The sequence below is a fragment of the uncultured Chloroflexus sp. genome (assembly GCF_937951745.1).
Lineage (GTDB): Bacteria > Chloroflexota > Chloroflexia > Chloroflexales > Chloroflexaceae > Chloroflexus.
Genome location: NZ_CALFBQ010000020.1, coordinates 1 through 25956, shown reverse-complemented (window position 1 = coordinate 25956; position 25956 = coordinate 1). Strand labels below are relative to the sequence as shown.

Below are 25956 nucleotides of genomic sequence, written 5' to 3'. Positions count from 1 at the left end.
ACTACGGGCAGCGCAACACTGCGCCGCGAAACGGATCGATTGCATCTTGGGCCGTCTGCGCATCGGCTTGCCATTGCTGTTGCAATGCGGCGACGCGCTCCTGCGCCTGTTGCATCGCATCGCCGGCATCGCTGCCGGTGACGGTGAAGTTCACGCTGCGAAAGCGCTGCTCGAGCGTCGCCCGCCATTGTTGACCAATCCGGCGATGTTCGGCCTCGTGCGCGTCGAGCGTGGCGCGCATCGCGTTCCACGCTGCTACCTCAGCGGCACGGTTGGAGCGTTCGGTCGGGTTCCATTCCGGGCGATCAATCGGGCAATCGACCATCACCGTCGCAGTAGGCATGCCGCGCGCTGTTATCCGCACTTGTCCATTGCGCAGGGTCTCGCTACGGGTCTGCACACCGCCGGTGAAGGCGTAGGTGCAGCGGGTTTCAGCCCACTCCGGGGCATACGGCGAATTGGCGTCCAGCCAATCAACCACCTCGTTGCAGCGCAACGATCCGGGCACACGGTAGCACTGGAGCAGTGGTTGGGCTGGCACGGGCAACGGGCGCAGCGGGCCAAGCACAGGCGCGCCGGCTGTGGCCCGTTGGTCAGCCTCGGCTTCGAGCGCAGCGGCGCTGCGCCCCTGCGCGCCTTCGGCCTGTTGTACGACATGCGCCAGTTCGTGCGCCAGCAGGCGTTGCCCGGCAGCGGTGTACGGCGCGTACTGACCGGCGCCGAAGTGGATGTGCTGGCCAACGGTATACGCCGCTGCGCCGAGGTGGGCCGCCAGCGCCGCCGAAGCAGCATCGCGATAGATGCGCACATCGCGCAGGTCATAGCCGAAACGCGGCTCGAAGCGCGCGCGGGTGGCAGGGTCGAGAGAGTGGGGAACGCGACTCACACTGGCTCGCAGCGGTTGATCAAGGTGGGATTGGAGTTGGTGAATAAGTGTGGGCATACGCCTATCCTCTAGAAGATTCTTCATCACGTTGGATAAAGAGATCGCGCGATCTCTCCGGCTGTCCACCGCCAACTAACCCTTCGCGCCGCGCTTGGCCGATGGTAAAAGCCAAACGCTGGCGTGGATCGAACGTCTGCTGAAAGATGACTTGATCACGGCCATCGCTAGTACGACGACCAACCGTTGCTGTGATCGCTTGAGGGATGCGTTCAAAGACCGGCGCCACAGTGAGTTGCTGCAACGGTGTCAAACTGCTAATCCCGGTTTCGCTCATCAAACGTGCAAACGCATTGCCGCCGTAACTAGCATTAATATCGGCGTAGATCGCCTCACCGACATCAACGTGCGTCTGCACTCGTGCTTCAAAAGCACTAAACCAACTGCGATTCATCCGCGCTTCCATCGGCACTAAGTTACGCCAACTACCATCGCCGCCATAGCGACTAGCAATGAGGTGACCAGCATCAAAACTGGCATTGATGGTGACACCTTGGGTTTGCAAATCGGTAATTGCTCGATTAAGCGGCCTTGACACACGGGCTTGATCTTCAGGTTCACGGTGCGCTTTCTTACCAAGCCAGCCATGCGCGCGCCGCGCCCGATCACCTTGCGGGTTGTACTGAATGTGGCCCGGCGCGAAATCACGTGGCACACTGCTAGCCCAAACCATCACACCTGACAACGCCGCAATGAGTTGGTCGAGCTGGCGTTGGATATTCTGCTCTGTTGGCAGACCCGGCCCGGCAACACCTTGCGCCTGTGCCGCGCGGTTAGCTGCCTGAGTCTGCTGCGTTTCGACCGTGGCAGACAGTTGGCGAGCCTGTGCAAGCTGCTGGCTAAGACGTGTTTTGTTGGGGCTATCAGGCAACGCCTGAATCCGCTGCGCCAAATCGTTAGCGAAACGGTCAAAGTCTTGTTCATTGCTGGCCACCGACATAACTGCTCGCCGGTTGACAATACGCACGTAGAGGTGGTGTTGGCCGGCAGCGGTGAAGGGAACTGTCAATGCTCCTACCTCCCACGTCAGCGCAGTTTCCGCTGCCGCCCGACGCTCAGCCCCGCTCCCGCTGAACATGTTCCGCACCCGGTCGATCAGGCGGTCGATGGCGCGATCAACCATCCCGCGCACCCGCTCGATGATCTGGCGCACGTTGTTGCCCACGTTGCCCAAACCGAGCAGGCGGGCCAGCAGATCTATCGCCAGCGGCAGCAGACGGGCCAGCGTCTCTTCGACCCGCTGTGCCGCCGGTTGGATGATGCCGCGGGCAATGTCGCCGATCGCGTTGACCACCGTCTGCACCACTTCGATGATCCGCGCCAGTTGATCACGCAAAAACGTGAACAGGTTATAAGCGGCCAAAATCAGATTGACAATGGCGCCGACCGGGTTGAACATTGTGGCAAGACGGGTGATCGCCGCTATGACAATCCGTTCGAGCAGAAAACGCTTGATCCCTTCGAGCACCATTTCGCGCAGACTGGCCAGATCATCGCGGATCCGCTGCCAGAGCGCATCCCAGCCGCCTTCGATCAGCGTGCGTAGGTAACCGGCGACAACCTCGATTACGGCGACGGCCCGCTCGCCGATTAGGCGCACCGCCCGCGTGCGTAATCGTTCCCACGTCAGCCCAAGGATCTGCTGGATCAGGCTCAGCACCCCCATCAGGTCGAACCGCTCGGGCAACGTGATCCCCGCCCCACCGAGCGAACCGGTTAACCAGCCGATGATGCCAGCTTGCAGATGGGTGAGGATGTTATCAGCGAAGCGGCGCACTCCATCGAGGAAGGCATCGACCAGATGGCCGACAAACTTGCCCGGATCGGCGAGAATGAGCTGGAAGGTCTCTTGTGCTCGCCCGATGAACTGGTAGAAGGTGGCGGGATCAATCCCGGCCACCTTCAGCACCGCTTCGAGCGCCATGCGCGCCAGCGCCGCCCAATCGCCGGTGAGCGCCGCTTGCACGGCAGCCAGCGCCAGTTGCACTGCTGCCTGATAGATGTTGATGATCGCATTCAGCCCGGCGCGCAGTCCTTCGACCAGCGCGGCGATGCCGGCTTTGAGACCCTCGGCGGCGGCGGTGACCACACGCTGCGCGAAGGCCACTGCGTTGTCGATGGCGGCATTGAGCCGCGCTGCCAGTTCGGGGAAAATGCTGCCGATGAGAGTATCGACCAGCCCTTTCAGCAATTCGCCGAAGGCGGCAATCAGGCCATTGACAAAGGCGGCAGCGGCGTCAATGATCCGCATCGCCAGCGCCTTAGCCGCATCGAGAATCGCGTTGACCGCGCGCCGCACAGCGTCGAAGATGGCACCGATCGCTCTGGTGAGGGCGGCGAAAGCATCGCGCACGAAGTTGACCGCCCGATCCCACCAGCTCTGCTCTGCGGCTTCGCGTTCGGATCGTTGCCGTTCGGCTGCGGCTTCCCGCTCGCCATCGGCTACCTCGGCGCGGGCATCACGCTCCGCTGCTGTGTAGTGCTGCTCGATCTGGGATTCGTCGGCGCGCACCCGCTCGTCGATCTCGCGCCTGTGGGCAGTGCGCTCGGCAGTCGCCTGTTGCTCGATGTCGCCCACTGCCGCCTGCTGCGCTGCCAGCGTCTCTTGCCGCGCGTCCTGTATCTGCGCACGGGCTTCGATCACGCCGGCTCGTTGCTGCTCATCAGCCTGCGCCGATTGCGCTTGCGCCTGCGCTTGCGCTGCGGCCACCGCCTCGGCCCGCTGCTGATCGCGTTCGGCGCTCGCTGCATCCACCTGCGTTCGCGCTTCAGCCAGACTCGCCTCCATTGCCGACTGGTGCTGCTGATCGAAGGTGATCTGAACCTCCGGCGGCAGGTCTAGCTCAAGATACGCCTGCGGTTCGGCAGGCATTGCCGGCGCGGCGATCTCCGGCTGCGCCAGTTCACCTACTGGGTACGCTGCATCGAGTGCGACCGGTTGGGCCTGTTCCGGCCCCGGCCCGTTGATCACCGCCTGCGCCGCCTCGTCGCGCATCTGGCGCGACTGCGTGATCCCTTTGGTGATCTGTTCGTCAAGTTGCGCCGGGTCGGCCCCCTCGGTTAACGGCACGCGCGGCAGTGCCCCGGGTGAGGTCGCAACACTGGCATCGCTGGTTTGCACTGCGCGCAGTTGCGTGGCAAGGCTGGCGGCGCGATCATCGGCCTCGCCGCTCAGCAGCCGCGACACATCGGCAGTGACGCGGTCGTTGGCAGTGTAGCGACCGGGATCGGGCGTTGGCGGCAGTTCAACCCGCGGCACTGCTCCTTCAACATCTAGGTCGAGCGGGCGGGCATCTGGCGGGGCAACGGCCAGCGGCGGCGGGGTTTCGACCTGCGTGTTGAGTTCGGCATGCAGATCGGGCAGTTCGGCGCTAAACGCGGCTTGTTCTTCTTTTGCCAGCCGGTTGGTCTCGCTGCCCAATGTTGCAGCGTGTTGAGCCTTTATCGTCGGCGGCGCAGCGGCAAAGGCTACCATCAAGGTTTCCGGCCCTTCAGCAGCAGCCAGCGCCGCTGCGGCCTGCGCCTGCTCAGCCTCGCGGGCCGCGACATCTGCTTCGCTCACGCCGGGCGCTGATGGTGGCGGCAGCTCGCACGGCGGTTGATCTGGTTCGATGGCTGGTGGCACCGTGGATGGAACTGGCGACAGAGCTGACACCGGTCGCGGAGTTTCGGGCGCTGGCGCCGCTGGGCGGTGCTTGCGTTCGGCGGTGCGACGGAAGGTCTCAGCCGCCGGTTCGTTGGTGGGCGGGGCCGGGGTCGCAGCGCGGCGCAAGGCTACCGCTGCCGGCGGTAAAGTCGTGGTCACGACCAAGGGCGGCACGAGCGGGGTAGCAGTCACGCGCTGCGCCTGTGCAGTCAGCAGCGTCGCCTCGTGCTCGGCGGGTGCGGTGGCGGGGACAATTGGCGCCTCGTGCTGAACAGCGCCATCTTCTGACCACCCCGTTCCCGCACCCCCAATCGCTGCTTCACCGGGTTGCGGGCTGGCGTCTAATGCTCCACTCCTCATCTGCAACACATGCACCACCTCGTGGGCAACCACCTCCAGTGGCGGGTGTGGATCAGCGAGGAAGATGGCCCCCTGATGGGTGAGCGCCTCGGCGTGCAAGAAGGTCAGCGCCGCTTGCGCCAGCGGCCCGGCATAGACAGCAATCTGGTCGAGCCGACGGCTAAACCGCGCCTCAAGAGTAGCCCGGTAGGGTAGCGCGACCGCCGGTTGCGCGGCGGCCTGCGCTAGCAAGGCCGGAACATCGGCAGCGCGGGCCGGTGCAGGGGCGCGGGTTGGTTTGCGTATGGCAATTTTGATCATAGCTGTTTTGTTCACAGAGGTTGGGATGGTAGCCTCTCTGGCTCGCAACCGGTCGATGTTCAAGGGCGATGTGGTGCGACCGTTCAGATGCCCTCCGCACCCCGCTCATGTCAACCGACACTTCCCCACGCCATCTACCACCACCCCCGATAGAGTACCAGTGCGATCTGCTGGCCGATCTGCTCAGGCCGCATCCCCGGCGCTAACCGAAACGCGCCGCCGTTAAGCGTCGCGACGATCCGATCGCTATTCAGGCCCTCCGGCATGCCCTCTTCCGTCAGCAACCGGCTCAACTCGGCAACCAACGCCGCTTTGACACGCTCGCGGTTGAGCGGCTCAAAGCCGATCAGGGCTATTTCATCTATCTGAATCTCAATCTCAACCGACATTGCCCACCCTTTCCGGCCTATCCGTGCGTCAATCCCCCCCACCCGCGCAATTCCGTCTCGGTCAGCGGTTTGTCTAATTTGGCGTATTCGCTGTGCGCCGCGCTCAAGAGATGGCGCATCGTCACCGATTCGCCGGCATCAGCGGCCAGAAAAGCGGCATTCAAGGCGATGCCGCGAATGTTGCCACCAGCTAGATTCAGTTGCGCTAGCCGCGCCCAATCCAGCTCGGCCAGCGGTGTAGCGGGCGGAAAGACCCGCTGCCAGATGCGCCGGCGTTGCGCTGCGTCGGGAAATGGGAAGTTCACGATAAAACGAATTCGGCGCAAGAACGCGGTATCAATCGCTTGCTTCATGTTGGTGGTAAGAATGGCCAAGCCGCGGTACGCCTCCATCCGCTGCAAGAGGTAGCTCACTTCAAGGTTAGCGTACCGATCGTGACTGTCTCTCACTTCGCTGCGGCGGCCAAACAGCGCATCGGCTTCGTCGAACAGCAGAATCGCGCCCCCGCCTTCGGCAGCATCGAAGATGCGGCGCAGATTCTTTTCGGTTTCGCCGATATACTTACTCACCACTGCACTAAGGTCAATGCGATAGAGATCGAGCCGCAGTTCGTTGGCTAACACCTCGGCAGCTAACGTCTTGCCGGTGCCGCTCGGCCCGGCAAAGAGCGCGCTAATCCCCAACCCGCGTTCACCGCGCAGGCCAAAGCCCCACTGCTCGTACACCCGATCCCGCTGGCGCACATGCGCTACCATCTGGCGCAGCGTTGCGATGTGCTCGTCCGGTAATACGAGATCGTCCCAACTCACCACCGTCTCGATCCGCTGTGCCAACCCATCGAGACGGAGACGGGCCTGCGCGCGGCAGGCTCCCCACCAATCAGCAGCCTGATCAGTAGAGACCGCTAATCCGGCAGCGCGAATGGCGTTAGCATTGAGGGTAAACTGCTCCAGCAGCGGTTCGAGTTGGCCGTTGAGAGCTAGACCTCGTTCACCCAGTATCTGTTGCCAGAGCGATCGTTGCTCGGTTCGATCGGGTTGTGGTACATCAAACCGTACAATCAGCCGATCGCCGGACGGCAACGGATCGGCGCTCGCCAACAACACCATGCCCTGTACCCGTTCCAGCCAGCCAAGCCACGCCCGCGACGTTTCGCCATCGTCCACTGCAATCAGCGCCAGCGCGCCGCTCAGCGCCGCTTCCCGTTCCCACAGGCGGGCCAACAACTCTTGCTCGGCAGGGCCGGCAGGCACATCCTCGGCCCGCAACAGATACACTACCCGCCCCAGTCGCTCGCCTGTCGCTGCGGCAATCGCCTGCCGGCTGAACGAATCGCTGCCGCAGATCTGCACCGGCGGCGGTGCAGGTTGCTCTTCCCACAGGGTTGCAATCCGTTCCACGAGTTGCCGATGCGAGGCCGGCAGCGCCGCTGCCGGTTCTAGCAGACGTACCAGCGGCTGCAGGCGCCGGTCGAGCGTCGCCACACCGAGCAGGTAGTGCAATACTCGCTCGTCAATCCGTAACGGCGCAGTCGCGAGCGGCTCACCCTCGGCCACCTCGATCAACCGCCAGTGGCGCAACGGCGCAGTCGGCGTTACCGCGCTCCAGTGAGCAGCGGGTAACACTGCCAGCGCCAGCCCGATGGTCGGACGGTAACGCTGCGGATCACCCTGCGCCGCCGTACAGAGCGCCGCCACGCTACTATCGAGTTCCACAGCCGCGCAGAACAGCAGCAGTTCGGTCTCGAACTCGGTCAAGCCAAAGATGATGCGCAGCTGCTCAAGCGCCGGCAGCGCGGGCATAGCAACGCGGGCTGCCGCCAATGCCTGTTCGGCTGCACGCAACCGTGCCTCATTGCCCTTCCCGACCAGCCGCTGCTTCGTCACGTCGAGCGCTGCATTGAGGTAGCGCTGGTTGGCTGTCACCCAATCGATTGCCGTGGCCGTGCTCATGGGATGACCACCGTTGGCCCGCTAAATCCGCTTCCGCTTACGTCAAGTTGACTCTCTGCCCCATCTACCTGCACCCGTACCAAATAGGTGCCCGCCAGCACAATGTCTGTCGTGATCGTGAGCGTCGCATCAGTATCGTTGGGTGGAAGCGCAGGCACGCGCGCCGGCAGCGGCAACGCGAACGAGCGCGGTGGCCGATTGGCCGGCGGCGATGTTTCGTCGAGCAAGAGCGTCACCCGCTGCTGTTTGCCCACCGGCGGCGTGAGGGTGAGGGTGAGCGTGACATTGCCGTCGCCATCACGTGGGCCGGCGGTAGCGCTAATCATAGGGGACAAGATGAACGCCGCCACATTCGATTCGCCCCCACGGTGCGGGGTGGGTGGCGTGCCGAGTTGCAACCGGTGAACGACCTGCACCGCCTGTACGCCGGCCCGTAAGCTCGCCGGCAACGCGACGATGATCTGGGTATCAGTCATCTGAGCCGGCAGTAGCGCCACTTCAGTCTCGCCAATCCGGATCACGACATCTTCACCGCGTAACTGTTGGCCACGGATCACCAGTCGGTAACCGGGCAAGATCGGCTGCTGGAAGCTCACCGGATCGGTTGCGGTGGCTTGCGCGCCAAGTTGGGTGATACGCGGCTGGCGGAAAGGCAGCACATACAGATTGCGCCGGCGCACCGGCAGCGCCTGCCTAGTTGGTCGCCGACTTTCGATCAAGACCACCGATGCTTGATAGGCCACGGTGGGACGGTACGGCGATTGCACGCTTGACCAGATTTGCGAGACCTGTTCGAGGCTCAGCGGTTCGGGAGTGATTTTGATCTGTTCGATTTGATCGGCCAAATCAGATGCTACCAGACTGGCGCGAGCCGATCCCGGCAAGGCAACGCCGCTGACCGGCGCAGGCGGGGCGAGCGCAATGCGGATGGCATCGCGGGCTAGCGCTGGCGTCTCGTGCAAGAGCTGCATCGCATAGCCCAGCAACAGTTCAGCCAGATAGTCTTGGTCGGTGTAGGCGGTCAACAAATAGTGCAGATCGAGTGCTAACGGCGGATCGCTGATCAAATCGCCGCGCCCCGAACGCGACGGTAAACCGTGGTTGCGCCAGCCGGGGTTGTAGCTCAGGTGGTAGAGAAAGAGGTTGAGTTGGCCGCTGTTGGGGGTGAAGGCGGCGAGGGCCTGCGCCGGCGCCACAACACTCACCGTCACATCACCGAGCGCGCCGGTGAGGTCGTGATCGATCAGACCGTCTTGCAACAGATCACGCAAAACAGCAGTGACTGCGGCAATCGCGAGCGCGTTGCTCATCGCGTTCCTCCCTCACGCCGGCGCAGATATTCGTCAAGGCTGAGCTTCGGGGTCGGCGGTTGCAGTCGTGAGCGTGACGGCGACGATGGCGTTGGACGGAATGGCCATACCGCAATACGAACTGGTACGTGTGGTTGCAGTCGTGAGCGTGACGGCGACGATGGCGTTGGTACGGCACGCACCTCCACCCGCCCAATTGTCACGGTGATGCGCGGCGGATGGGTTGGCGCTACCGGTTTACGCGCTATAACCGGCGTCGGCGCAACAGGGTGCCGGGTGGCCGGCGCTACCGGTGGTTCGCGCGGCGTATCTGGAGCGCTGGCCGGCTGGAACGAAATGGCAGGCGCTGGCGGCATCGCAGGCAGTACAGCGGCAACCTCCGGCAACCGTAGCTGATCAACGACGCTGGTCGGCTCCGGCAACCCGCGCAAATCGACGAAACGTGCTATACCTGCCGGCGCAGTGCGCTCGCCGTTCGCTTCGCTAGGGCCACGATCCGGCGAGCTAGGCGCTGGCGCATCAGAGTACGACGTAGGGATAGACCGCATCTCGCTGCCGATAATTGGCGGTTGCCCCCATGCCGGCGGCGGAGCTACCGGCAACGGCGGCGCCTCCCGGCGTTCAACCGGCACGATCGCGCTGGCGGGTGACGCAGGTGATGACTCCACCCGCTGCACCGCCGACGGTGATCCCGGTACAGCCCGATCATCCACCCGCACTGGCGTCACCTCGCCACTAAGTGGCGCAACCGGCTCGAACCGGGCCGGCAGGCGCGGTTGCACCGCACCGGCTAGGTGCTCGCCGAAACTGCGCGCCAACAGATTAGCTAGCGGATCGTTCATCATTCACCAATTGCAAATACAACGCGCGCCGTTGCGGGCTTAGCGCCAGAATCTCGCGCTCATGCCACCCATACGCCCGCGCCAGCGTATGGACATCACGTAACAACTGTCGCGCCCACCAATCTAGTTCTTGCCAGACAAATCCCGCTATATCGAACGGCGTGGCCCACGTGTGGCCACAATCAGGGCAAGCCAACTCGATCTGCAGATCGAGCAGCGGGTCAGCCGCCGCCATCGCGGTTGCCGCTGCCGCCAATACCTCATCAGACAGCACAGCCGGCGCATCGATCAAACAGCGTTCAATCAAGCGGCGGGTTGCAGCCGGGCCGGGTGGCAACGCCAGCAGATCGGCGCTAGCCGGCAGGCGAACGGCGAGTTGTTGGCCGCCAACGTCAAGTGATTGCACTGCTGTCGTCGGCGCTAACGCGCGCAAAGCCGTCGTCGCTAACGTAAACTCTAACCGGGTCGTGCAGGCCGGGCACATTGCAACACACTCCATCTGCACCCCAAACAGCCATTCCCGCACCAACAACAGCAGCGCATCGCGCGCGCCTACCGGCAACTCAGCGACGGCTGTCTCTGGGAACAACGGCGCTAACAGCGCCAGTGCCCGCACCAGCGGCGGTTGCGCCGCGCCTGCCTCCCAAATATCGAGCAACATCGCTGCGGAAATGGCCATCGCTCACCTCGTGAACACAACAGTGCCAAGCGCGGCGTTGGGCGCTGAATCAGCGTGCCAATTCCCCGCCTCACTGCGGCTCGGTGAAGCTTGGCTCGTCTGGCTCGCCAATATCGTAATCGCGCTCCCAACCCTCGTTCTCCAATTTGATGCTCTGGATCGCGACTGCATTGGCATTGGCGTCGAGTTCAGGCAGCGCCTGATACTCCGATACCCAACAGCGGTACACTTTATAGGCAATCGCCAACTGGCCAGCTTCGTTATAGACCTCGATAATGATGTCTTTGCGAAAATCCTTCAGCGAGACTTCGGCCCCCAGTCCAGAACCGTAATTCCAAACCTTATTCGCCCACTTCTCGAACTCGGTATCGTGCGTCACGCCCCGCTCGAGCGTAATTGGCTCGAATTTGATCCGCCCCGGCGACTTGCGAATGCTGCTCGAATCGCCTCCTTCGCGATGCTCGACCACCTCAGTGGTGCGCTTCAACGCCGACACCTTGCTAACCCCAGCCACATACCGGCCATCCCACTTGATCCGGAACTTAAAGTTCTTGTACGGATCGAACCGCTGCGCATTCACGCTAAACTGAGCCATACCCTATCTCCCTCGTCTGGGCGCAACAAATTACGTCCCCTCTGTCCTTACTCCACCTGCCCGGCCAACTGCTGAATCTTGATAATCACAAACTCAGCCGGCTTGAGCGGCGCAAAGCCGACGACAATGTTGACCACACCCATATTGATGTCGGTCTGGGTTGTTGTCTCACGGTCGCACTTCACCAGATAGGCTTCGCGCGGTGAACGGCCCTGAAACGCGCCTTGCCGGAAGAGGGTCTGCATAAACGCGCCCACGTTCAGCCTGATCTGCGCCCAAAGCGGCTCATCGTTCGGCTCAAAGACCACCCATTGCAGGCTCCGGTAGAGCGTCTCTTCGATAAACAGCGCCAACCGGCGTACCGGGATGTACTTCCATTCCGAAGCCAACTGATCGGCTCCACGATAGGTACGCGCCCCCCAGACCACATTGCCGCTCACCGGGAAAGTGCGCAGACAATTGACACCAAGCGGGTTGAGTTGGCCCTGTTCGCCATCGGTCAAGTTCACCGCCAACGCCCGCACGCCAAACAGCGTTGCGTCCTGCCCTGCCGGCGCCTTCCACACCCCGCGCTGAGCGTCGGTGCGGGCAAAGATACCGGCCACCGCGCCACACGGCGCAAACTCTTCCAGCCGGTTCTCGCGCAACGGATCAGGAATGCGTACCCGTGGAAAATAGATCGCCGCGTGATCATCACGCGCCACTGCCGCGCTAAATGTGCCGATCCCTCCCACCGCAGTGGCGATGCTCCGCCAACTCGATGGCGCATCAACAATCAGAAACGCCCGCTCGTCGCGGCAAAAACGCAGCGCCGCCGTCCATACCGCCTCGCTCACATCATTCTCGCGGGTAACCGGCGGAATACAGAGCAGATTAAAGAGATCGGCTTTGCGCAAGGCATACATGCCGGTCTTGGCATCAAAATCGCCCAAATACTGAGTGTGACTCAACACACTTCCATCAGTACCATTCGCCGCCGGCAGAACATCGGCCACGACCGCTGGCCGCACCGTCGGAAAGGCACCGGGATGCGGATCGGGGATGCGCAGCAGCAGCGACTCTTGCGCTAGCACCGTCCCTACATAGCGCGACGCAGTCGGATCGATCGACACATTGCGAAACGTCTCGCGCCGCGCCGCCTGCACTGGGTTCGTCCCCGGAATAATCTCGACAACCATCAAGTTAAACTCATCGAGTTGCAATGGTTCGCGAGTCGCGTGATCAATGCTGATCCGCAGATTATTGCCCCATGCGCCTTCGTTGCTCGCATCCAGCGTTAGATTATCGGTTCCGCTCGCGGGCGACAGATTGAAGCGAGCCGCAGTCGCGCCATTAATGAGGCGCACAATGAGTGCATCGGTGCCGCCGTTGAGAAAGAAATGCTGCACCGCATAACTCATCGTGCTCGCTTCCCATAACCCGCCAAAGAGCCGCTCGTAATCACCAAAATTTTGGATCCGCACCGGATCATTCACCGGCCCGCGCCGCGCCCGCCCGACAAAAGCGGTAATCGACGTCGCCACCCCGGTGATTGTGCGCACACCGCTTGGCACTTCCTCAATGTAGACACCCGGATACGACAAAGTGACCGGCATACTGTTGCTCCTTGCGATAGCCCGAAACGCTCGCTCGTTCGCCACCATGTGATGATGGCGGCGTCACCTGCTTGTGAGGACGCATCATGCCGCCGTTGGCAGTGGCAGCTTACGCTGCATCACGCCCGATCAGCACCTCAACCGTAACCGGCTGCGTCGTTGGATTGGAAAAGACAACATCGAGATGAGCCGCACCTAGCAACGCCACTGCCCCGGCGCCGATCAACAGATGCGGGCCATCGAGCGTGATTGCACTACCGCCATCGACGGTATAGGTCAATGGTGGCGTGGCGTCATACCGGCTCGCCGAAATCAAGACAAAGCGCACCGTCCCGCCGCCCGACGGCGCGACAAAATTGGCTTGGCCCGGCGTGGAGCCGCTAGCCGCTGCAATCTGCACTTGGCCCTTCAGATAGACATCAACCGGCAGCGTCTGAGATTCAGTCTTCCGCGGCCCCCCGGCCACAGCCACGCTCAGCGTCCACTGAATACTTTCCGGCATATGCAACCCTCCTCGCACACACGTCACGGCGGACAACAAGGCATCGGCGGGCACTGCCTGAAAGTATCAGGCGGATATCAACTAGGCTGGAGTATGACCGAGAAAAGGGTGAGTGAGGGAGGTAGTGAGAGAGGATTGCCAATAGCGAAATTTCTCGGCGTCTAGATCGCTCTTACATTATATGTATGCTGTCAAGACATAAATAATATCAACCTATCAAATGTAACGGCATGCGCCTTATTTCAAAGAACGCAACCTCAGCGCCCTTTTTGCCGCCAACATCGTGATATCATTGCGCGTCACGTAGGGGCATCGCGCTGCCATATTCCGTGCGGCGACGGTATCTCCTCCGAATGCGAGAGCAATGCGCTCAGGCATCCTTCCCGCTGAAGCGGGAGATTGCGGTGGACGTTACCCGCCCTCGCAACGACAGCAGGGGAGCGTCCCTCGCCACAAAGCCGGGCCTCGTCACTCCTCGCGCCCCGTGGTCAGCGTAGATCTGTGCCTCCCTCTCCCGCTGGGGGAGGACTGAGGCGGGGGCTATGCCCAACGCAGGTGCTCCGCCCCTCCTCACTATGAAGCCGAGCCACACCACCCGCTCGCCCGACCCGCTCCCTGCGGACAGAGAGGCGATGTGCCTCCCGCCCCTCGCGGGTTCAAGGGCGGACAGAACGTATAAGCGGAGATGAGGTTGACGGCCTTGAGATGCGCCGGCTCACGCTCACCCTTAGCCCTTCTCCCACTGGCGCGGGCAAGGGGAGCGTGGTGCCGGGTTTTGAGGCATCTAGCAGGAAACGGTTGTACTTAACCGAATGTTCCGCTCGTCCCTCAACGTTACGGAGAGGGAGGCTATTGCATTCCGTGTGAGCGATGCCTGTCCCGTTTACCCAGCACGGCTCCCCTTCTCCTGCCGTAAGGTGGGAGAAGGAACGGGGGGAAGAGGGCCATCAACCCGCACAGCGGGCCTCGCAAGCATAGCCCACCCCTGAAGGGCTGAGTTCCTAGCCCAGCAGTAAACGACTGTTCTAGATCATACACACTGCCCGCACGCTCGCAACGACAGCAGAGGAGCACACGCTCGCAATGACAGCAGAGCTGTGACCGCTCAACACCCCACCCACCCCACCTGCCCAACAGTTATTCACCACCCGACAGTTGAAAATGGAACCTTTACCCTAGCGATTTTGTGACAAAAACCACAATTTTATTCAAAATTTGTGCGTTTCATCACAATCGTTTGTTATCAAATCAGACGCTCTATCCAACCAAATTTGTACTTTTTTACCCAGTATTACTGTGCAGCGAATGGACAAAATGTGGTAAGATAGAAATCGGAGGTTTCAACCTTCGAGGCAATCACTAAATGTACAAGTTCGACCACGTTTTTAAAAGGAGCAATCAGCAATGCCCCGCCGACACGCTGTCCGGCCGGCCAATCTGCCGGCTATTGAGCCGACAACTGCTGCGGAGGAAGCAACGACGCTGCCCCCGACCGAAGATCCGATGGCCGTACTACGCTACGAGCCGCTCCCCGATCTCGACCCAGAACAGGCGCGCCGGCTGCTAGCCACCCCTGCCGAGCAGCCTGTGGTCGAGACGAAGAAGCTGCCGGCTCGTCTCCGCCCCAAGACCACCAAGCACAAAGGGATTACCCGCATTGATCACCCGGCTAAGCGCACCTTTGGCTATTTTGTGCGCGTGACGTGGAACAAGCAGCGCCGTAGCAAGTTTTTCTCGGATTCGGTATATGGCGACCGGCTCGCCGCTTTGGCTGCCGCGATCGAATGGCGCAACGCTACCGAGCGCGAGCTAGGTAAGCCACGCACCGAGCGGCAAGTGATTGGCGTTTCCCGCACCAGCACTGGCATTGTTGGCGTGCGCCGCACCATTAAAGATGGCCGTGAGGTCTACGAGGCGACGTGGCGCGACGGCAACCGCATCCGCCGCACCTCGTACTCGATCGCCAAACACGGTGAGCGCCTCGCCCTCGCTCTTGCCCGCCGCGCCCGCGAGAAGTATGAGCGGATGCGCCAGCGCACCCCCACCGGCGACTGATCGCGCGCGTCTTTGTTGATTGCTTCCCAGACCTCTGCGCCTTGTAGTGGCGCAGAGGTTCTGTTTACGCTGGCAACTGTTACTAGAACGCAACCAATTTACTGGGTGGCAAATCACAAATCTGTCTTATAATAATGAACAGATCTAGCGCAACCAGAAGGAGAGAGTCGTGCGTTCTGAGGTCGAACTTGCCAGTGCTACTCACGGCATCGGGGAAGATGTGAGGATTGACGTTGGTAGCCGTCTGCGCGCCTTGCGCGAGCAGCGCCGAATGTCAATCCGCGCGCTGGCCGAAGCGAGCGGGTTGGCTGTAAATACGCTCAGCCTGATCGAAAATGGTCGTACCTCACCGAGCGTCAGCACCCTCCAGCGCCTCGCAATGACGCTGCAAGTGCCGATCAGCGCCTTTTTTACGCCTGACGTGCCTCAACAGCGCGTCGTCTTCACCCCCGCCGGTCAGACGACTGCGACCCTCTTTCCGCACGGCGCACTCACCGATTTAGCGCCCGGTTTGGCCAATCGCACCCTTGAACCGCTGTTGCTCACGCTCAATCCCGGCGCTGGCAGCGGTCCCGAGGCAATCGTCCATACCGGCCAAGAGTTTGTGTTTGGGTTGAGCGGCCAGATCTTGTATACCGTCGCCGATCACACCTACACGATCGGTCCCGGTGATAGCCTGTTGTTCGAGGCAGGGTTGCCCCACCGCTGGCATAATCCCGGCCATGCCCCGGCGCAGGCATTGTTGGTCTTGTGCCCGCTCGAATTACCACGCAGCGCTCTCGAGCGCCACGGTCGTTTTTAAGCGAAGGAGTTGGTGGTGTGCAGATCAGAACCTTGCATCTGAGTGAAGATGGCGTTAGCCGTACTGATGACGCGATCACTTTGATCCGCCATGCACCCGGCCAGATTACGCTTAACAATCGAGAGGTATTGGCGATCCGCCCACTCGACCGCTGCACGCTGGCACTTGAGCTGCTCGGCGAAACGCGCTATCTGGCTTCAGCCGATTATTGGCACGCCCCCTTCGGTCCGCGCAATGCCGAAGCGCGTGAGGCTGGCTGTCTGCTCGGCCATCTCGATAGCCTTGCGATCGCGGCTCATCGGGTGCTCGACACCGTCACCGGCCTTGATCAGCTTCCGCCTGAAGCGCGCGTCGCCCTTGACGACCTACGCACTGCGCTGAACGATCTGAAGGTGACGATACCGCGGTAATTTCAGATGAAGCTGCCCGGCCTTCCCAGAGCCTGCATCGGCAAGCCTTTGGATGAAGGCGGTTTGCTACCCTTATTCCTCTGCCCCATTTTTCCGCATGCGCGAAGAGAGCCGAGGTATAAGGGCAGTAATAGCATCAGGATGAGGTCATGCTTGTCGCACCAAACTGCGCTCCCCTACGAGCCGCGTGAGACGTGGACCGCCGGCTCGCTCATCACGATTCTGCCGGTGTTGAGCCACGTGGACGTGCGACTTGACAAGTGGTGAAGGTGGTCTTCTGACTATTCACAAACCGTGTCGAGCCACACTGACGTCCGACTTGACAAGAGGGCTACTCTGGGATCAGTGGCGGCGGCAGCAAGCCTGACACCTCTAACCCGATTTTCCAGCGTGCTAGCACGACCAACAACAATAGTGCCACCAGAAACCCAGCTATGCCCGGTAAGGCCAATTGCCGAATATGCCGCACTCGCCCGCTGAGGCCGGCGAAGGCGCTGACCGGTAAGGCTACGGCAAAGGTCATCACCCCCGTCACCCCGATCACGCTCAACAAGACCAGCGGCCATGCCAATACTGCTTGGTTGGCGGCAATTGCTGCCATTACCAACCCCAATGCGCCAATCACGATCCCCAGATCGCGCCAGCTCCCGATTGGCGCCTGCTCGGCAGCCAACCGATCGGGCGGCAGAAAGGTATGATTGGCGACCAATAATAGCCCTACCGCCAATGCCGCGCCAAACCCCAGCCCGGTCACAAGGCGCAGATCGTTACGTGGCGGGTAGGCTGGCAAAAAACCCAGCTCGGCAACGGTTGAATTCAGCCCATCAATCCCCATCACCGCCATCAGCCCAATTAGCGTCAAGCCGATTGGCAGCGGCGGCAACCTCCCAGCCCGCATCCGGCCCAAGGCTGCCATCACTCCCAGCGTAACCATCAGCCCAAGGTAGATGCCGCTATCGCGGGCGCACAGCGGAAATTGCACTCCACCTGAGATCAGATTGTGGCTCTGCGCGCAGATGCCATGCACCGCAAAGAAGAGCCGTCGCTCCCAATCCAATACCGTTGCAATCGTCGGGAGCAACGCGAAAAGGATGATTAAACCAAGCCCTACAACCGGCCCGCGCCAATCGAGTCTGCGCTGGGCTGTCGTGGTTGAAGCCATAACGCCCTCTCGCCCTCATCTCTCCAACTCAATAATCGCTGCCCTAGCTTGCCCATTGGCCACTGTTAACCTCGCCACTGACAACCCTGCCCCTCGCGGCGCACCGGCAGTTCCCGGATTGAGAAAGAGCACCCCATTGTACATTTCATACAATGGCCGGTGGCTATGGCCAAAAATATAGACCTGCGGCGCCCGGTTATCAACCGTCTTCGGTAACGATTGCACAAGATGGCGGGGCTGGCCACCAATGTGGGTCATATAGATCACAACACCCTCGCGCTCGATCCAGCGGTGCGCCGGATAAGCGCGGGCCAGCGCCGTTCCCTCATCAGTGTTGCCATGAATGGCTAGCACCGGCGCGATGATCGCGAGCCGGTTGAGGATAGTTTCATGGCCAATATCGCCGGCGTGCAAGATCAACTCAACTCCGGCTAATGCTGTTAGCGCCGCCGGCGCCAGCCGACCATGCGTATCCGAAACGACGCCAATCTCCATGGATTCCCCTCACCTGTTGTAGCCGACCCGCCTTGCGTGCGTCAAACGCCGGTACCCCTCACGCACGCCTACCCTCGCGTGCAATGCCGATAGCGAGCGCATCTTTCCGCCCACTCACAGCAGCCCACGCCTAGCCCGCCGTTTGCCAACGGCTCAGTTCCGCAATTAATTCAACCACTCCCGTTTCAATTCGGCGAAACGCCTCATCGGCGGGCAAGAACGGCACGTCAGGCGTTTGCCAGTAACGGATTCGCTCCACCCACACTGGAAAACGTTGCTGCATCAGCGGACGATGCTCGCGCTCATCCAAGGCAATCGCCACGGTCGCTCGCCGCAGATCGGGTTCGGTCAAGGCCATTGGTGGCCGGATTTCGGATGGCGGCGGAAAGCCGCGTTGTTGTAATTGCACAAGAACGTTGGGCCAGATCGGCCCCCGATTGGTAGCCGAGAGCCGCAAACCGCGCGAATCAGCTTGCCAGCCTGATACCCGCATGGCGTTGAACAACAGTTCGGCGTAGCGGCTGCGGTAGTAGTTGCCGGTACAGATAAAAAGAACAGTACGCATTGGTCGCCTTTGCCTCGTGATCAGGCCGCTTCCGATCATTGCGAGCGCAGTTTTAGCATGCAACCCAAACCGGCATTGTCGCCTTGCGTTATGATGCTTCCACCCTAGCCTTCAACCGGTATGGCACATATGCGCGCTCGCATGGCGGCCCATCAGTAGCATACAACGTTTGGGCCGTCACATCCATGATGATCGACGCCACCGTTTCGTAATACTCATCGGGCGGATCGGCGGGATCAATGTGGAAACAGACCGAATAGGGATGGCGATCATGGTCGCGCAATGTTGCTTGTACGCTCGCCAGCGATTGCGGACGCGGCGCTAACAGCTCTTGTAAACGCGCTTGCCGCCACTGAGAATGCGGCACCCGCTCGATCGCGCGTTCGACAATGCCCAAACTAGTCGGATCGTAAAAATGGTTCGAGTGGATCAGGCAACCGTTGGCGCAATTGCTCAGCGCGATGGCATCCGGCGCCGCTTCGATATTGACTACCTGATCGGGCGTTTGGGCGATCAGGAAATTGGCCGAACCGGCCCGCGCTTCCGCCGTGATCACCGCCTGCGCATCAGCCAACGTGCGCGCGCGCAAGATTTCGTAACAGCGCACGTGAAATGGTCGCCGCAGACTCGCCCAATCGTCAGCAGTGCTACTCAGACCGTTAATTAAGAGCGCCAGCCCAGCCGAATTCAAACCAATTTTGCCGCCAAAAATGCCGGCTTCAGTAAACGCAAGTGTGCGATGGCCATCGGGTTCGTTCGTTCGCACAATTGCGCCACGCACGCCGGTGATCCAGTCCCAGTTTTCACCAACCAGCAGATGGCCATCCGTCGTCTCGGTTGGCAGCAAGGCAAAGGCAGTACAACCATCGGGCTTACCATTGATACGATCATACTCACGGAAGTACTGGTAAAACAGTTCATACCGCACATTGAGCGCCGCAATCGCTGCCAGCTCCATGCCCGCGCCATCAGCAATCCCGCGCATTCCGGCGGCATAGTCCGGGTTCTGCCCGGCAATTGCGTCCGCATACCGCAGAGCGCGCTGCCACACCTCGGCTAACGGTATACGCAATTCGCGCTCGAAGCGCGCGGTATAAATGCGCAGGTTGGCAGCAATCGCCGCGCGCAAGACGCGCCCGTGCCGCCAACCCTGTGTGTAGGCATCACCTGCCAACTCAACCAATGGCAACCCTCTCACGTCAGCTCCTCGATCTGCTCACACCGGCGTAGGATGATCCACACCGCCCCCCGTTGAAAGCCTAACCGTTGATTAATCTGCCACATTGGCTGATTGATGCTGTCGTTGTCGGTGCGAATCCCGGTCACACCCATCGCTTGGGCATACGCAATCGTACACAGCTTCAGCGCCAGTGCAATCCCGCGCCCGCGGTAGTCGCGCCGCACCGCTGTAAAGCCTACTTCCAGATCGGTTTCGTTATCAACCGTCTCGAGTGTGCTGATCCCGACCACTTGCCCATCTGCAATCGCCGCAAAACTGCCTTCCCACACCGCGCCATGTTCAGGTTGGTAGAGCTTGATCCATTGTTCGTAGGGCGGTATGGCGACCGGAAATGCTGATGGCACATCGCAGGTTGTGTGCTGTTCGAACTCATACAACTTACGCCAAAAGCCGGCATCGGCAGTAGCTAGCGCTGCAAAGCTGTGGATTTCAATCTGCTGCGCCGTTACCCGCTCAAGCGCACCACTGAAGGGAGCAGGATCAAAGCTCGCCACATCAAGTCGTGAGAGCCACACCCGCCGGTCTTCCTGAAAACCGCGCCGCACGGCAAAGGCGAACCCAGCCCGCCAATCTTCGCGCACTTTTGCCAACACGTAGCGCGGCTGCAACGCCTGCCAAGCCTGCTGCACGTGTTGCCAGAGCGCCGCACCTAACCCGCGCCCCTGATACGCCGGATGTACGCAGACCAACGTCTCAATATGGTACGGATCGGCGCACCACGTTGGCTGATAATATTCGGCATAACCCGCCGCAACGCCATCAAGCTCGCCGATCACTCGGTAGAGCGCCAATTGCGGATTATGCAACTTATCGCGCACTTGCCATTCGGTTGTATTGAGCGGCGCGTCCGGCACCAAGGCGCCGTACACTGTCGCCATTACATGATAATCGGTTGCGGTAGGTTGAGAAGGTCGAATTGTAATCATACATAATACTGGTATACGTAGGGGTATTGCGCTGCAATGTCCTTACCTTGCGTCGCAATGTCCCTGTTCCCCTCACGACACATCCTTCACAAATTCGATCCACGCCGGTTGTTTCACGAACCCCAACGTTTCGTTGATGCTCAACATCGCCCGGTTGGTGGTGGCGTTATAGGTGCGCACCTCACGGTAGCCAGCAGTTTTGGCGAAGATCAACGCATGCACCTTCAGAGCCAGCGCCAACCCCCGCCGCCGGTAGCGCCGGCGGGTTGCGGTGATGCCGGTCATCAACACATCCGGCTCGGCATGCTTCCAAAGCTGGCTCACCGCCGCAATCTCATCACCGTTGAGCGCCAAGAAATAACCCTCCGGGTAGAGGTGTGGATTGTCAAACACCGTTCGTTCCCACGTCGCCATTTCAACCGGCGTGAACGGTTCGGGTTGCGGCACATCAGCCCGCATTTCGATCGTCGCCTCGTACAGGCGCTGGCGCGCATCTGGCTGGCGCTGCAACCACTCCGCCAAGTTGCAAATAGTAAACCCCTGCGCAACGGCGCGCGCCGGCGCATCAGCAACCGGAGCCGGGTCAAACGTGCGCAAGTCAAGCCGCGATTCCCACGTGCGCATCTCTTCACGAAAGCCGCGCTTGGCAAGAAATTGCATACTGCGCGCCTGATCCTCGCGGCAGTTGCTTCGCACCTGCAATGGCTGATGCCGTTCGACCAGCTCGCGCATCAGTTCATCATAACAATAGCTGCCGATCCCTTGCCCCTGCCATTCAGGTAGCACCGCGATGCTGATAAAGAATTTACGCGGGTGATACATCCACGGAGCATGGAAGTATTCGGCTGCCGCCACAATGGTCGTACCAACTTCAACAAGCCAGCGCACTAGCGTGCAATGCGCCGGACGCGAAGCATCCCAGTGTTGAATATCTTCTACCGTCTCGCTGTAATCGGGCAAAATTGCTTGTGCAATCGCTGCCAGCGCAGCATAGTCGGCTGTCGAACCATTAAACGGTCGCAGACGAAAACTCTTTGCAATACTGCCTGTCATCGCCAACATCCTCCTCGATAGAGCTGCGCTACGTTTATCGTAACCGATTACAAGGCGTATACCATCAGCCCATAGGCGCAATATGATGCTATAATTAGTGTGGTAGGCTCACACGACTATATGTTCCACCCCCTCATTATCACAAGTTCAACAACTTTGTATTATGCCTATCCACGCCTTGATTTTCGATTTCGACGGCCTGATGGTCGATACAGAAACGCCGGCCTTGCAGAGCTGGCAAGAGATCTATGCCGAATACGGCGTCACCCTGAGCGTTCACGATTGGGCGGCGACGTTAGGGGCAAACGCTGGCTTCGACGCCCACGCCCATCTAGTCTGCTTGCTCCGTAAGCGCGACCCCTTGCTAGCCGAGCGCGTCATCACCGAGCGCACGGCGATTCTAGCCCGCCGGCAAGCCCGCAAGGATGCGCTCAGCGCTGATCAGCCACTCTTGCCCGGTGTCGCCGAGTTGCTGGCCGAAGCACGTGCTGCCAGCCTGCCGTGCGCCGTTGCCAGCAGCAGCAGCCGGCGCTGGGTCGAAGGATGGCTGCGGCGCCTCGACGTATACCACGCCTTTGCCACAGTTGTGACCGCCGATGATGTCGTCGCCACCAAACCGGCGCCAGATCTTTTTCTCACCGCCGCGGCCCGGCTCGGCCTGCCGCCCGCCGCCTGCCTCGTACTGGAAGACTCGCCAAACGGCATCCGCGCCGCCCGTGCCGCCGGCTGCCCGGTCGTCGCCATCCCCGGCGCCATTTCGCGGCAGGTACCATTACCACCTGCCGATCTGACCTTGCCGAGCCTCGCTCATACCAGCCTTGCTGCGCTGCGCCAGCGGTTTGGGTAGAGAGCGGGCCAAGCATGGGTTGTCAGAGAAACAGTAAGGGCGGGTTTGATACCCGCCCTACCTGTGCCGATCAGACCAGTTGCGTCAATACCACCTACGGCAACGGCCCGGCTTGCGGCGGCCAGCCCCGGGCTATATAGTCACCCATTGTAATCACAAACAAAATCATCAGCCACACAAATGCACCCGCCGCATAGATCTGCGTCATCCGGCTGCTGATCTTGACGTGCATAAAATAGAGCACAATCAATACCGTCTTGGCAATCGCGATCGACATCGCAATGGTCACTGCTAGCCAACCCGGCATCTCGATCAGGTTCTTCTCTACCCACCACGCGGCGACGGTCAACACCATCAACACCATCAGCGCCGCAAAGACGCGGTAATAGGTTCCCCGTGAAATATGGGTATGCTTATCGCTGTGGTGATGCGCATGAGCATGTGTATGCTGTTCAGCCATCGTGCCCTCCTAAACCAGATAGAACAGTGGGAAGAGAAACACCCAGATGATGTCGATCAAGTGCCAATAGAGACCGCCAATCTCAACCGGCGTGAAGTAGGTCGGCGAGAAGCGGTCGCGCAAGGCCATGACCAAGATCGTCGTCATCACCCCCAGACCAATAATCATGTGGATCGCGTGCAGACCGGTTGCACTGAAGTAGAGCAAGAAAAAGAGCTGGTGGCCAGATTGCATTGTCACCGTCTTAGCTGCGCCGTGCCCGCCGCTCGCTGAGCCATGCTCATCGGGGAAATGGAATCCGCGGCCCGGCACCAAACACTCGTGGCTCTCGTGCAAATCGCTGCCAGTGATCCAACTGATCGGATCCTTCGCGCCGGCGCAATGGGCAAACTTCTCGCTGTACTCATACCCCTTAATCACAAGGAAGGTCAAGCCCAGCACAATCGTCAGCACCAGCATCGTGATCAGCCGCCGCTTCTTCCCCTCTTCAGCGGCATTCACCGCCAACGCCACTGTCAACGAACTCACCAGCAGCACAACCGTGTTGACGGTAGCGAGCGGGGTATTGAGCATTGCCGCCGCTTCCTCCCACGCCTCCGGGAAAGCCCAGCGGTAGGCGATGTAGGCCATAAAGATACCACCGAAGAGCATAATTTCGGTGACAAGGAAGGCCCACATGCCTAGTGTGGCTGCCTCTTTCTGCTGCTCCGGCGTCTCGAACTGGTGTTGCAGCTCGGGACCGTGCGTATGCGTATGCGCTTCTTCGTGAGTGATGGTTGCCAACGCTCTCTCCTCTGCGTCCAATCGCTACTGCGTTTTCTCTGCCCTTCCAATGTGACGCCAGAATGTCCGAACTATGGAGCGACATTGCTCCAGAATGTCGCTCCACGGCACCGCCAGCGCAATTTACAGCGGCGAACCGGGCCGCCACGCCGCCGCATCACGCTCAGCCGCTTCGGGCGGATAAGCATACGCCTCTTCGGTCACAATCGGCGTCTTGTCAAAATTGAACGTCGGCGGTGGCGAGGAGGTCTTCCATTCAAGACCGGTCGCACCCCACGGATTATTGCCGGCAATCGCCCCCTTCCACAATGAAATACCGAGGTAAATCAGCGGCACAATGAACCCGATGGCAAGAATGCTTGCCCCTGCCGTGCTCATCACGTGCAGGACTTGGAATTCTGGTGGATAGACGTGGTAACGGCGCGGCATACCCAGATAGCCAAGGATGAACTGCGGGAAGAAGGTCATGTTAAAGCCAACGAAAATGATCAGGGCGGCAATACTGCCCCATATCTCGTTATACATCCGACCAGTCATCTTAGGCCACCAGAAATGGATGCCGCCCAGATAGGCCATAATCGTGCCACCCACCATCACATAGTGGAAGTGAGCCACGACAAAATAGGTGTCAGTCACGTGCAGGTCAATCGCAGTGACTCCGAGGAAAATACCGGTCAGACCACCGATCACGAACAGGCCGATAAAGCCGAGCGCGTAGAGCATCGGTGTCCGGTAACTGATCGACCCCTTGTAAAGTGTCGCCGTCCAGTTAAAGACCTTAATCGCCGACGGGATCGCCACCAGCATCGTGATGAACGAGAAGATCAGCCCAGCGTAAACCGACTGGCTGCTGACAAACATGTGGTGACCCCAGACGAGGAAGCCGAGAATGGCGATGGCAAGGCTCGAAAACGCGATAAACTCGTAGCCAAAGATACGCTTGCGCGAGAAGGTGCTGATCAACTCACTGATCACACCCATCGCCGGCAAAATCATAATGTAGACGGCCGGATGCGAGTAGAACCAGAAGAGATGCTGAAAGAGCAATGGGTCGCCGCCAAGCGCCGGGTCGTAAATCCCTACGCCCCACAACCGCTCAACCACTACCAGCAGCAGCGCAATCCCCAACACCGGCGTGGCCAGAATCTGGATGATGCTAGTCGCGTAGTTGGCCCAAATAAAGAGTGGCAGGCGGAACCACGTCAAGCCGGGGGCGCGCATCTTGTGGATGGTAACGATAAAGTTCAAACCGGTCAGAATGGACGAAAAGCCCATAATGAACGCACCGGTAATCGTCATCACCACATTCGAGTTGGAATAGGTCGAGCTAAACGGCGTGTAGAACGTCCAGCCGGTATCAACACCGCCAAAGACAGATGCGATCAAGGCGAATACGCCACCGATCATGTAGAGGTACCAGCTCAGCAGATTCAGACGCGGGAAAGCTAGATCGCGCGCCCCAATCATAAGCGGCACCAAGAAGTTTCCTAACACCGCTGGAATCGCCGGGATTAGGAAGAAAAAGACCATGATAATGCCGTGCAGGGTAAACGCCCGATTATAAACATCGGAAGACATCAGGTCACCCTGCGGAGTAATCAACTCAACCCGTACCAGTGTCGCGGCAAGACCACCAAGGAGAAAGAAGAAATTGATCGACAACAGGTAAAGGATCGCGATCCGCTTGTGATCGACTGTCAACAACCACGACTTCAGCCATTCGGCAAATGTGCGTGATCGATCGTGGATGTAGCTCGTTTGTGGAAGCGAAAGTGTGCTCATAGTCTTAGTTCCCCGTGGCGTTGAGAGACTTAATGTACTCGATCAACTGCTTCAGCTCATCCTCACTCAGTTGCCCTTCAAATGACGGCATCATCGGTGCATAGCCATCAGCAACCTTTGCATTGGGGTTAAGAATTGACTCGCGCAGATATTCCTCATCAGCCGCAACCGTTGAGCCATCAGCTAACGGTCTGGTCATACCATACAGACCGTGCAGATCCGGGCCTACGCCACCACCAGCCGGGTGACAACTCATACACCCA

Annotated in this window: 24 protein-coding genes; 4 read left to right on the top strand and 20 right to left on the bottom strand. The window is 60.2% G+C overall.

Going from position 1 to position 25956, the window contains the following annotated elements:
* Position 1: 1 nt before the first annotated feature.
* From Q1A59_RS06405 to Q1A59_RS06360, 10 genes are all read right to left on the bottom strand, one after another.
* Entirely contained in the window at positions 2-943 is a 942-nt protein-coding gene (locus Q1A59_RS06405; protein ID WP_298490397.1) for a DUF4157 domain-containing protein, read from the bottom strand.
* 4 nt (positions 944-947) lie between these two features.
* On the bottom strand, positions 948-5249 hold the full coding sequence (locus tag Q1A59_RS06400; protein WP_299644435.1) for a DNA/RNA non-specific endonuclease: 4302 nt from the start codon (positions 5247-5249) through the stop codon (positions 948-950).
* 134 nt (positions 5250-5383) lie between these two features.
* On the bottom strand, positions 5384-5638 hold the full coding sequence (locus tag Q1A59_RS06395) for a hypothetical protein (RefSeq protein WP_298482590.1): 255 nt from the start codon (positions 5636-5638) through the stop codon (positions 5384-5386).
* 17 nt (positions 5639-5655) lie between these two features.
* The gene (locus Q1A59_RS06390) at positions 5656-7590 is read right to left on the bottom strand and encodes an ATP-binding protein (protein WP_299644432.1); all 1935 of its coding nucleotides are present in this window, start codon (positions 7588-7590) and stop codon (positions 5656-5658) included.
* Positions 7587-8900: a DUF4255 domain-containing protein gene (locus Q1A59_RS06385; protein WP_299644430.1), complete on the bottom strand. Its 1314-nt coding sequence runs from the start codon at positions 8898-8900 to the stop codon at positions 7587-7589. The genes Q1A59_RS06390 and Q1A59_RS06385 overlap by 4 nt, the downstream gene beginning before the upstream one ends.
* On the bottom strand, positions 8897-9745 hold the full coding sequence (locus Q1A59_RS06380; protein WP_299644427.1) for a hypothetical protein: 849 nt from the start codon (positions 9743-9745) through the stop codon (positions 8897-8899). The genes Q1A59_RS06385 and Q1A59_RS06380 overlap by 4 nt, the downstream gene beginning before the upstream one ends.
* Complete coding sequence (locus Q1A59_RS06375) at positions 9723-10421, bottom strand: hypothetical protein (protein WP_299644424.1); 699 nt, start codon at positions 10419-10421, stop codon at positions 9723-9725. The genes Q1A59_RS06380 and Q1A59_RS06375 overlap by 23 nt, the downstream gene beginning before the upstream one ends.
* Before the next feature lie 70 nt (positions 10422-10491).
* On the bottom strand, positions 10492-11016 hold the full coding sequence (locus Q1A59_RS06370; RefSeq protein ID WP_298407979.1) for a phage tail protein: 525 nt from the start codon (positions 11014-11016) through the stop codon (positions 10492-10494).
* A 47-nt stretch (positions 11017-11063) separates the two neighbouring features.
* Positions 11064-12611 (bottom strand): phage tail sheath subtilisin-like domain-containing protein, encoded by a 1548-nt coding sequence (locus tag Q1A59_RS06365; RefSeq protein ID WP_298407976.1) that lies wholly within the window; start codon positions 12609-12611, stop codon positions 11064-11066.
* Positions 12612-12720: 109 nt separating this feature from the next.
* On the bottom strand, positions 12721-13113 hold the full coding sequence (locus Q1A59_RS06360; RefSeq protein ID WP_298482585.1) for a hypothetical protein: 393 nt from the start codon (positions 13111-13113) through the stop codon (positions 12721-12723).
* Positions 13114-14517: 1404 nt separating this feature from the next.
* Here Q1A59_RS06360 and Q1A59_RS06355 point away from each other — a divergent pair.
* The 3 genes from Q1A59_RS06355 (at position 14518) to Q1A59_RS06345 (ending at position 16380) form a co-directional block, all read left to right on the top strand.
* Positions 14518-15168 carry an AP2/ERF family transcription factor gene (locus Q1A59_RS06355; protein ID WP_299644420.1) on the top strand — a complete coding sequence of 217 codons (651 nt, stop codon included), beginning with the start codon at positions 14518-14520 and terminating at the stop codon, positions 15166-15168.
* Positions 15169-15337: 169 nt separating this feature from the next.
* Positions 15338-15970 (top strand): cupin domain-containing protein, encoded by a 633-nt coding sequence (locus Q1A59_RS06350; protein ID WP_298407971.1) that lies wholly within the window; start codon positions 15338-15340, stop codon positions 15968-15970.
* 17 nt (positions 15971-15987) lie between these two features.
* The gene (locus Q1A59_RS06345) at positions 15988-16380 is read left to right on the top strand and encodes a hypothetical protein (protein WP_298407959.1); all 393 of its coding nucleotides are present in this window, start codon (positions 15988-15990) and stop codon (positions 16378-16380) included.
* 331 nt (positions 16381-16711) lie between these two features.
* Here Q1A59_RS06345 and Q1A59_RS06340 read toward each other — a convergent pair whose 3' ends face one another.
* The 6 genes from Q1A59_RS06340 to Q1A59_RS06315 all read right to left on the bottom strand — a co-directional run bounded on the left by Q1A59_RS06340 (position 16712) and on the right by Q1A59_RS06315 (position 21821).
* Positions 16712-17542, bottom strand: a complete 831-nt coding sequence (locus Q1A59_RS06340) for a DUF2085 domain-containing protein (protein ID WP_298407946.1) — start codon at positions 17540-17542, stop codon at positions 16712-16714.
* A gap of 15 nt (positions 17543-17557) precedes the next feature.
* Complete coding sequence (locus Q1A59_RS06335; RefSeq protein ID WP_298407932.1) at positions 17558-18037, bottom strand: metallophosphoesterase family protein; 480 nt, start codon at positions 18035-18037, stop codon at positions 17558-17560.
* Between the two features lie 130 nt (positions 18038-18167).
* Complete coding sequence (locus tag Q1A59_RS06330; protein WP_299644415.1) at positions 18168-18602, bottom strand: low molecular weight phosphatase family protein; 435 nt, start codon at positions 18600-18602, stop codon at positions 18168-18170.
* An 88-nt stretch (positions 18603-18690) separates the two neighbouring features.
* Positions 18691-19800, bottom strand: coding sequence for a C45 family peptidase (locus Q1A59_RS06325; protein WP_298407911.1), 1110 nt, complete (start codon positions 19798-19800; stop codon positions 18691-18693).
* A complete protein-coding gene (locus tag Q1A59_RS06320) occupies positions 19797-20768 on the bottom strand; it encodes a GNAT family N-acetyltransferase (protein WP_298407903.1) in 972 nt (323 codons plus the stop codon). Before Q1A59_RS06320 ends, Q1A59_RS06325 begins: the two co-directional genes overlap by 4 nt.
* A 72-nt stretch (positions 20769-20840) precedes the next feature.
* Entirely contained in the window at positions 20841-21821 is a 981-nt protein-coding gene (locus Q1A59_RS06315) for a GNAT family N-acetyltransferase (RefSeq protein ID WP_298407887.1), read from the bottom strand.
* Positions 21822-21984: 163 nt separating this feature from the next.
* On the opposite strand from Q1A59_RS06315, the gene Q1A59_RS06310 reads away from it, so the two are divergent.
* A complete protein-coding gene (locus tag Q1A59_RS06310) occupies positions 21985-22668 on the top strand; it encodes an HAD family hydrolase (RefSeq protein WP_299644410.1) in 684 nt (227 codons plus the stop codon).
* A gap of 94 nt (positions 22669-22762) precedes the next feature.
* Here the strand turns inward: Q1A59_RS06310 and Q1A59_RS06305 are convergent, their stop codons facing one another.
* The 4 genes from Q1A59_RS06305 to Q1A59_RS06290 form a co-directional block, all read right to left on the bottom strand.
* Entirely contained in the window at positions 22763-23128 is a 366-nt protein-coding gene (locus tag Q1A59_RS06305) for a cytochrome C oxidase subunit IV family protein (protein WP_298407865.1), read from the bottom strand.
* Between the two features lie 9 nt (positions 23129-23137).
* Positions 23138-23911 carry a cytochrome c oxidase subunit 3 family protein gene (locus Q1A59_RS06300; RefSeq protein WP_298482581.1) on the bottom strand — a complete coding sequence of 258 codons (774 nt, stop codon included), beginning with the start codon at positions 23909-23911 and terminating at the stop codon, positions 23138-23140.
* A gap of 123 nt (positions 23912-24034) precedes the next feature.
* On the bottom strand, positions 24035-25693 hold the full coding sequence (gene ctaD / locus Q1A59_RS06295) for a cytochrome c oxidase subunit I (RefSeq protein ID WP_298407820.1): 1659 nt from the start codon (positions 25691-25693) through the stop codon (positions 24035-24037).
* Positions 25694-25697: 4 nt separating this feature from the next.
* Positions 25698-25956 (bottom strand): cytochrome c family protein (locus Q1A59_RS06290; RefSeq protein ID WP_298482578.1); only part of this gene is annotated, 259 nt, incomplete at its 5' end.

Bases quoted from the DNA above. Each gene is read 5' to 3' on its own strand.
- ctaD (WP_298407820.1), bottom strand. From the start codon at position 25,693: ATGAGCACACTTTCGCTTCCACAAACGAGCTACATCCACGATCGATCA.
- Q1A59_RS06400 (WP_299644435.1), bottom strand. From the start codon at position 5,249: ATGATCAAAATTGCCATACGCAAACCAACCCGCGCCCCTGCACCGGCC.
- Q1A59_RS06320 (WP_298407903.1), bottom strand. From the start codon at position 20,768: ATGATTACAATTCGACCTTCTCAACCTACCGCAACCGATTATCATGTA.
- Q1A59_RS06360 (WP_298482585.1), bottom strand. From the start codon at position 13,113: ATGCCGGAAAGTATTCAGTGGACGCTGAGCGTGGCTGTGGCCGGGGGG.
- Q1A59_RS06370 (WP_298407979.1), bottom strand. From the start codon at position 11,016: ATGGCTCAGTTTAGCGTGAATGCGCAGCGGTTCGATCCGTACAAGAAC.
- Q1A59_RS06305 (WP_298407865.1), bottom strand. From the start codon at position 23,128: ATGGCTGAACAGCATACACATGCTCATGCGCATCACCACAGCGATAAG.
- Q1A59_RS06395 (WP_298482590.1), bottom strand. From the start codon at position 5,638: ATGTCGGTTGAGATTGAGATTCAGATAGATGAAATAGCCCTGATCGGC.
- Q1A59_RS06405 (WP_298490397.1), bottom strand. From the start codon at position 943: ATGCCCACACTTATTCACCAACTCCAATCCCACCTTGATCAACCGCTG.
- Q1A59_RS06390 (WP_299644432.1), bottom strand. From the start codon at position 7,590: ATGAGCACGGCCACGGCAATCGATTGGGTGACAGCCAACCAGCGCTAC.
- Q1A59_RS06380 (WP_299644427.1), bottom strand. From the start codon at position 9,745: ATGATGAACGATCCGCTAGCTAATCTGTTGGCGCGCAGTTTCGGCGAG.
- Q1A59_RS06330 (WP_299644415.1), bottom strand. From the start codon at position 18,602: ATGCGTACTGTTCTTTTTATCTGTACCGGCAACTACTACCGCAGCCGC.
- Q1A59_RS06315 (WP_298407887.1), bottom strand. From the start codon at position 21,821: ATGACAGGCAGTATTGCAAAGAGTTTTCGTCTGCGACCGTTTAATGGT.
- Q1A59_RS06335 (WP_298407932.1), bottom strand. From the start codon at position 18,037: ATGGAGATTGGCGTCGTTTCGGATACGCATGGTCGGCTGGCGCCGGCG.
- Q1A59_RS06340 (WP_298407946.1), bottom strand. From the start codon at position 17,542: ATGGCTTCAACCACGACAGCCCAGCGCAGACTCGATTGGCGCGGGCCG.
- Q1A59_RS06355 (WP_299644420.1), top strand. From the start codon at position 14,518: ATGCCCCGCCGACACGCTGTCCGGCCGGCCAATCTGCCGGCTATTGAG.
- Q1A59_RS06365 (WP_298407976.1), bottom strand. From the start codon at position 12,611: ATGCCGGTCACTTTGTCGTATCCGGGTGTCTACATTGAGGAAGTGCCA.
- Q1A59_RS06385 (WP_299644430.1), bottom strand. From the start codon at position 8,900: ATGAGCAACGCGCTCGCGATTGCCGCAGTCACTGCTGTTTTGCGTGAT.
- Q1A59_RS06375 (WP_299644424.1), bottom strand. From the start codon at position 10,421: ATGGCCATTTCCGCAGCGATGTTGCTCGATATTTGGGAGGCAGGCGCG.
- Q1A59_RS06310 (WP_299644410.1), top strand. From the start codon at position 21,985: ATGCCTATCCACGCCTTGATTTTCGATTTCGACGGCCTGATGGTCGAT.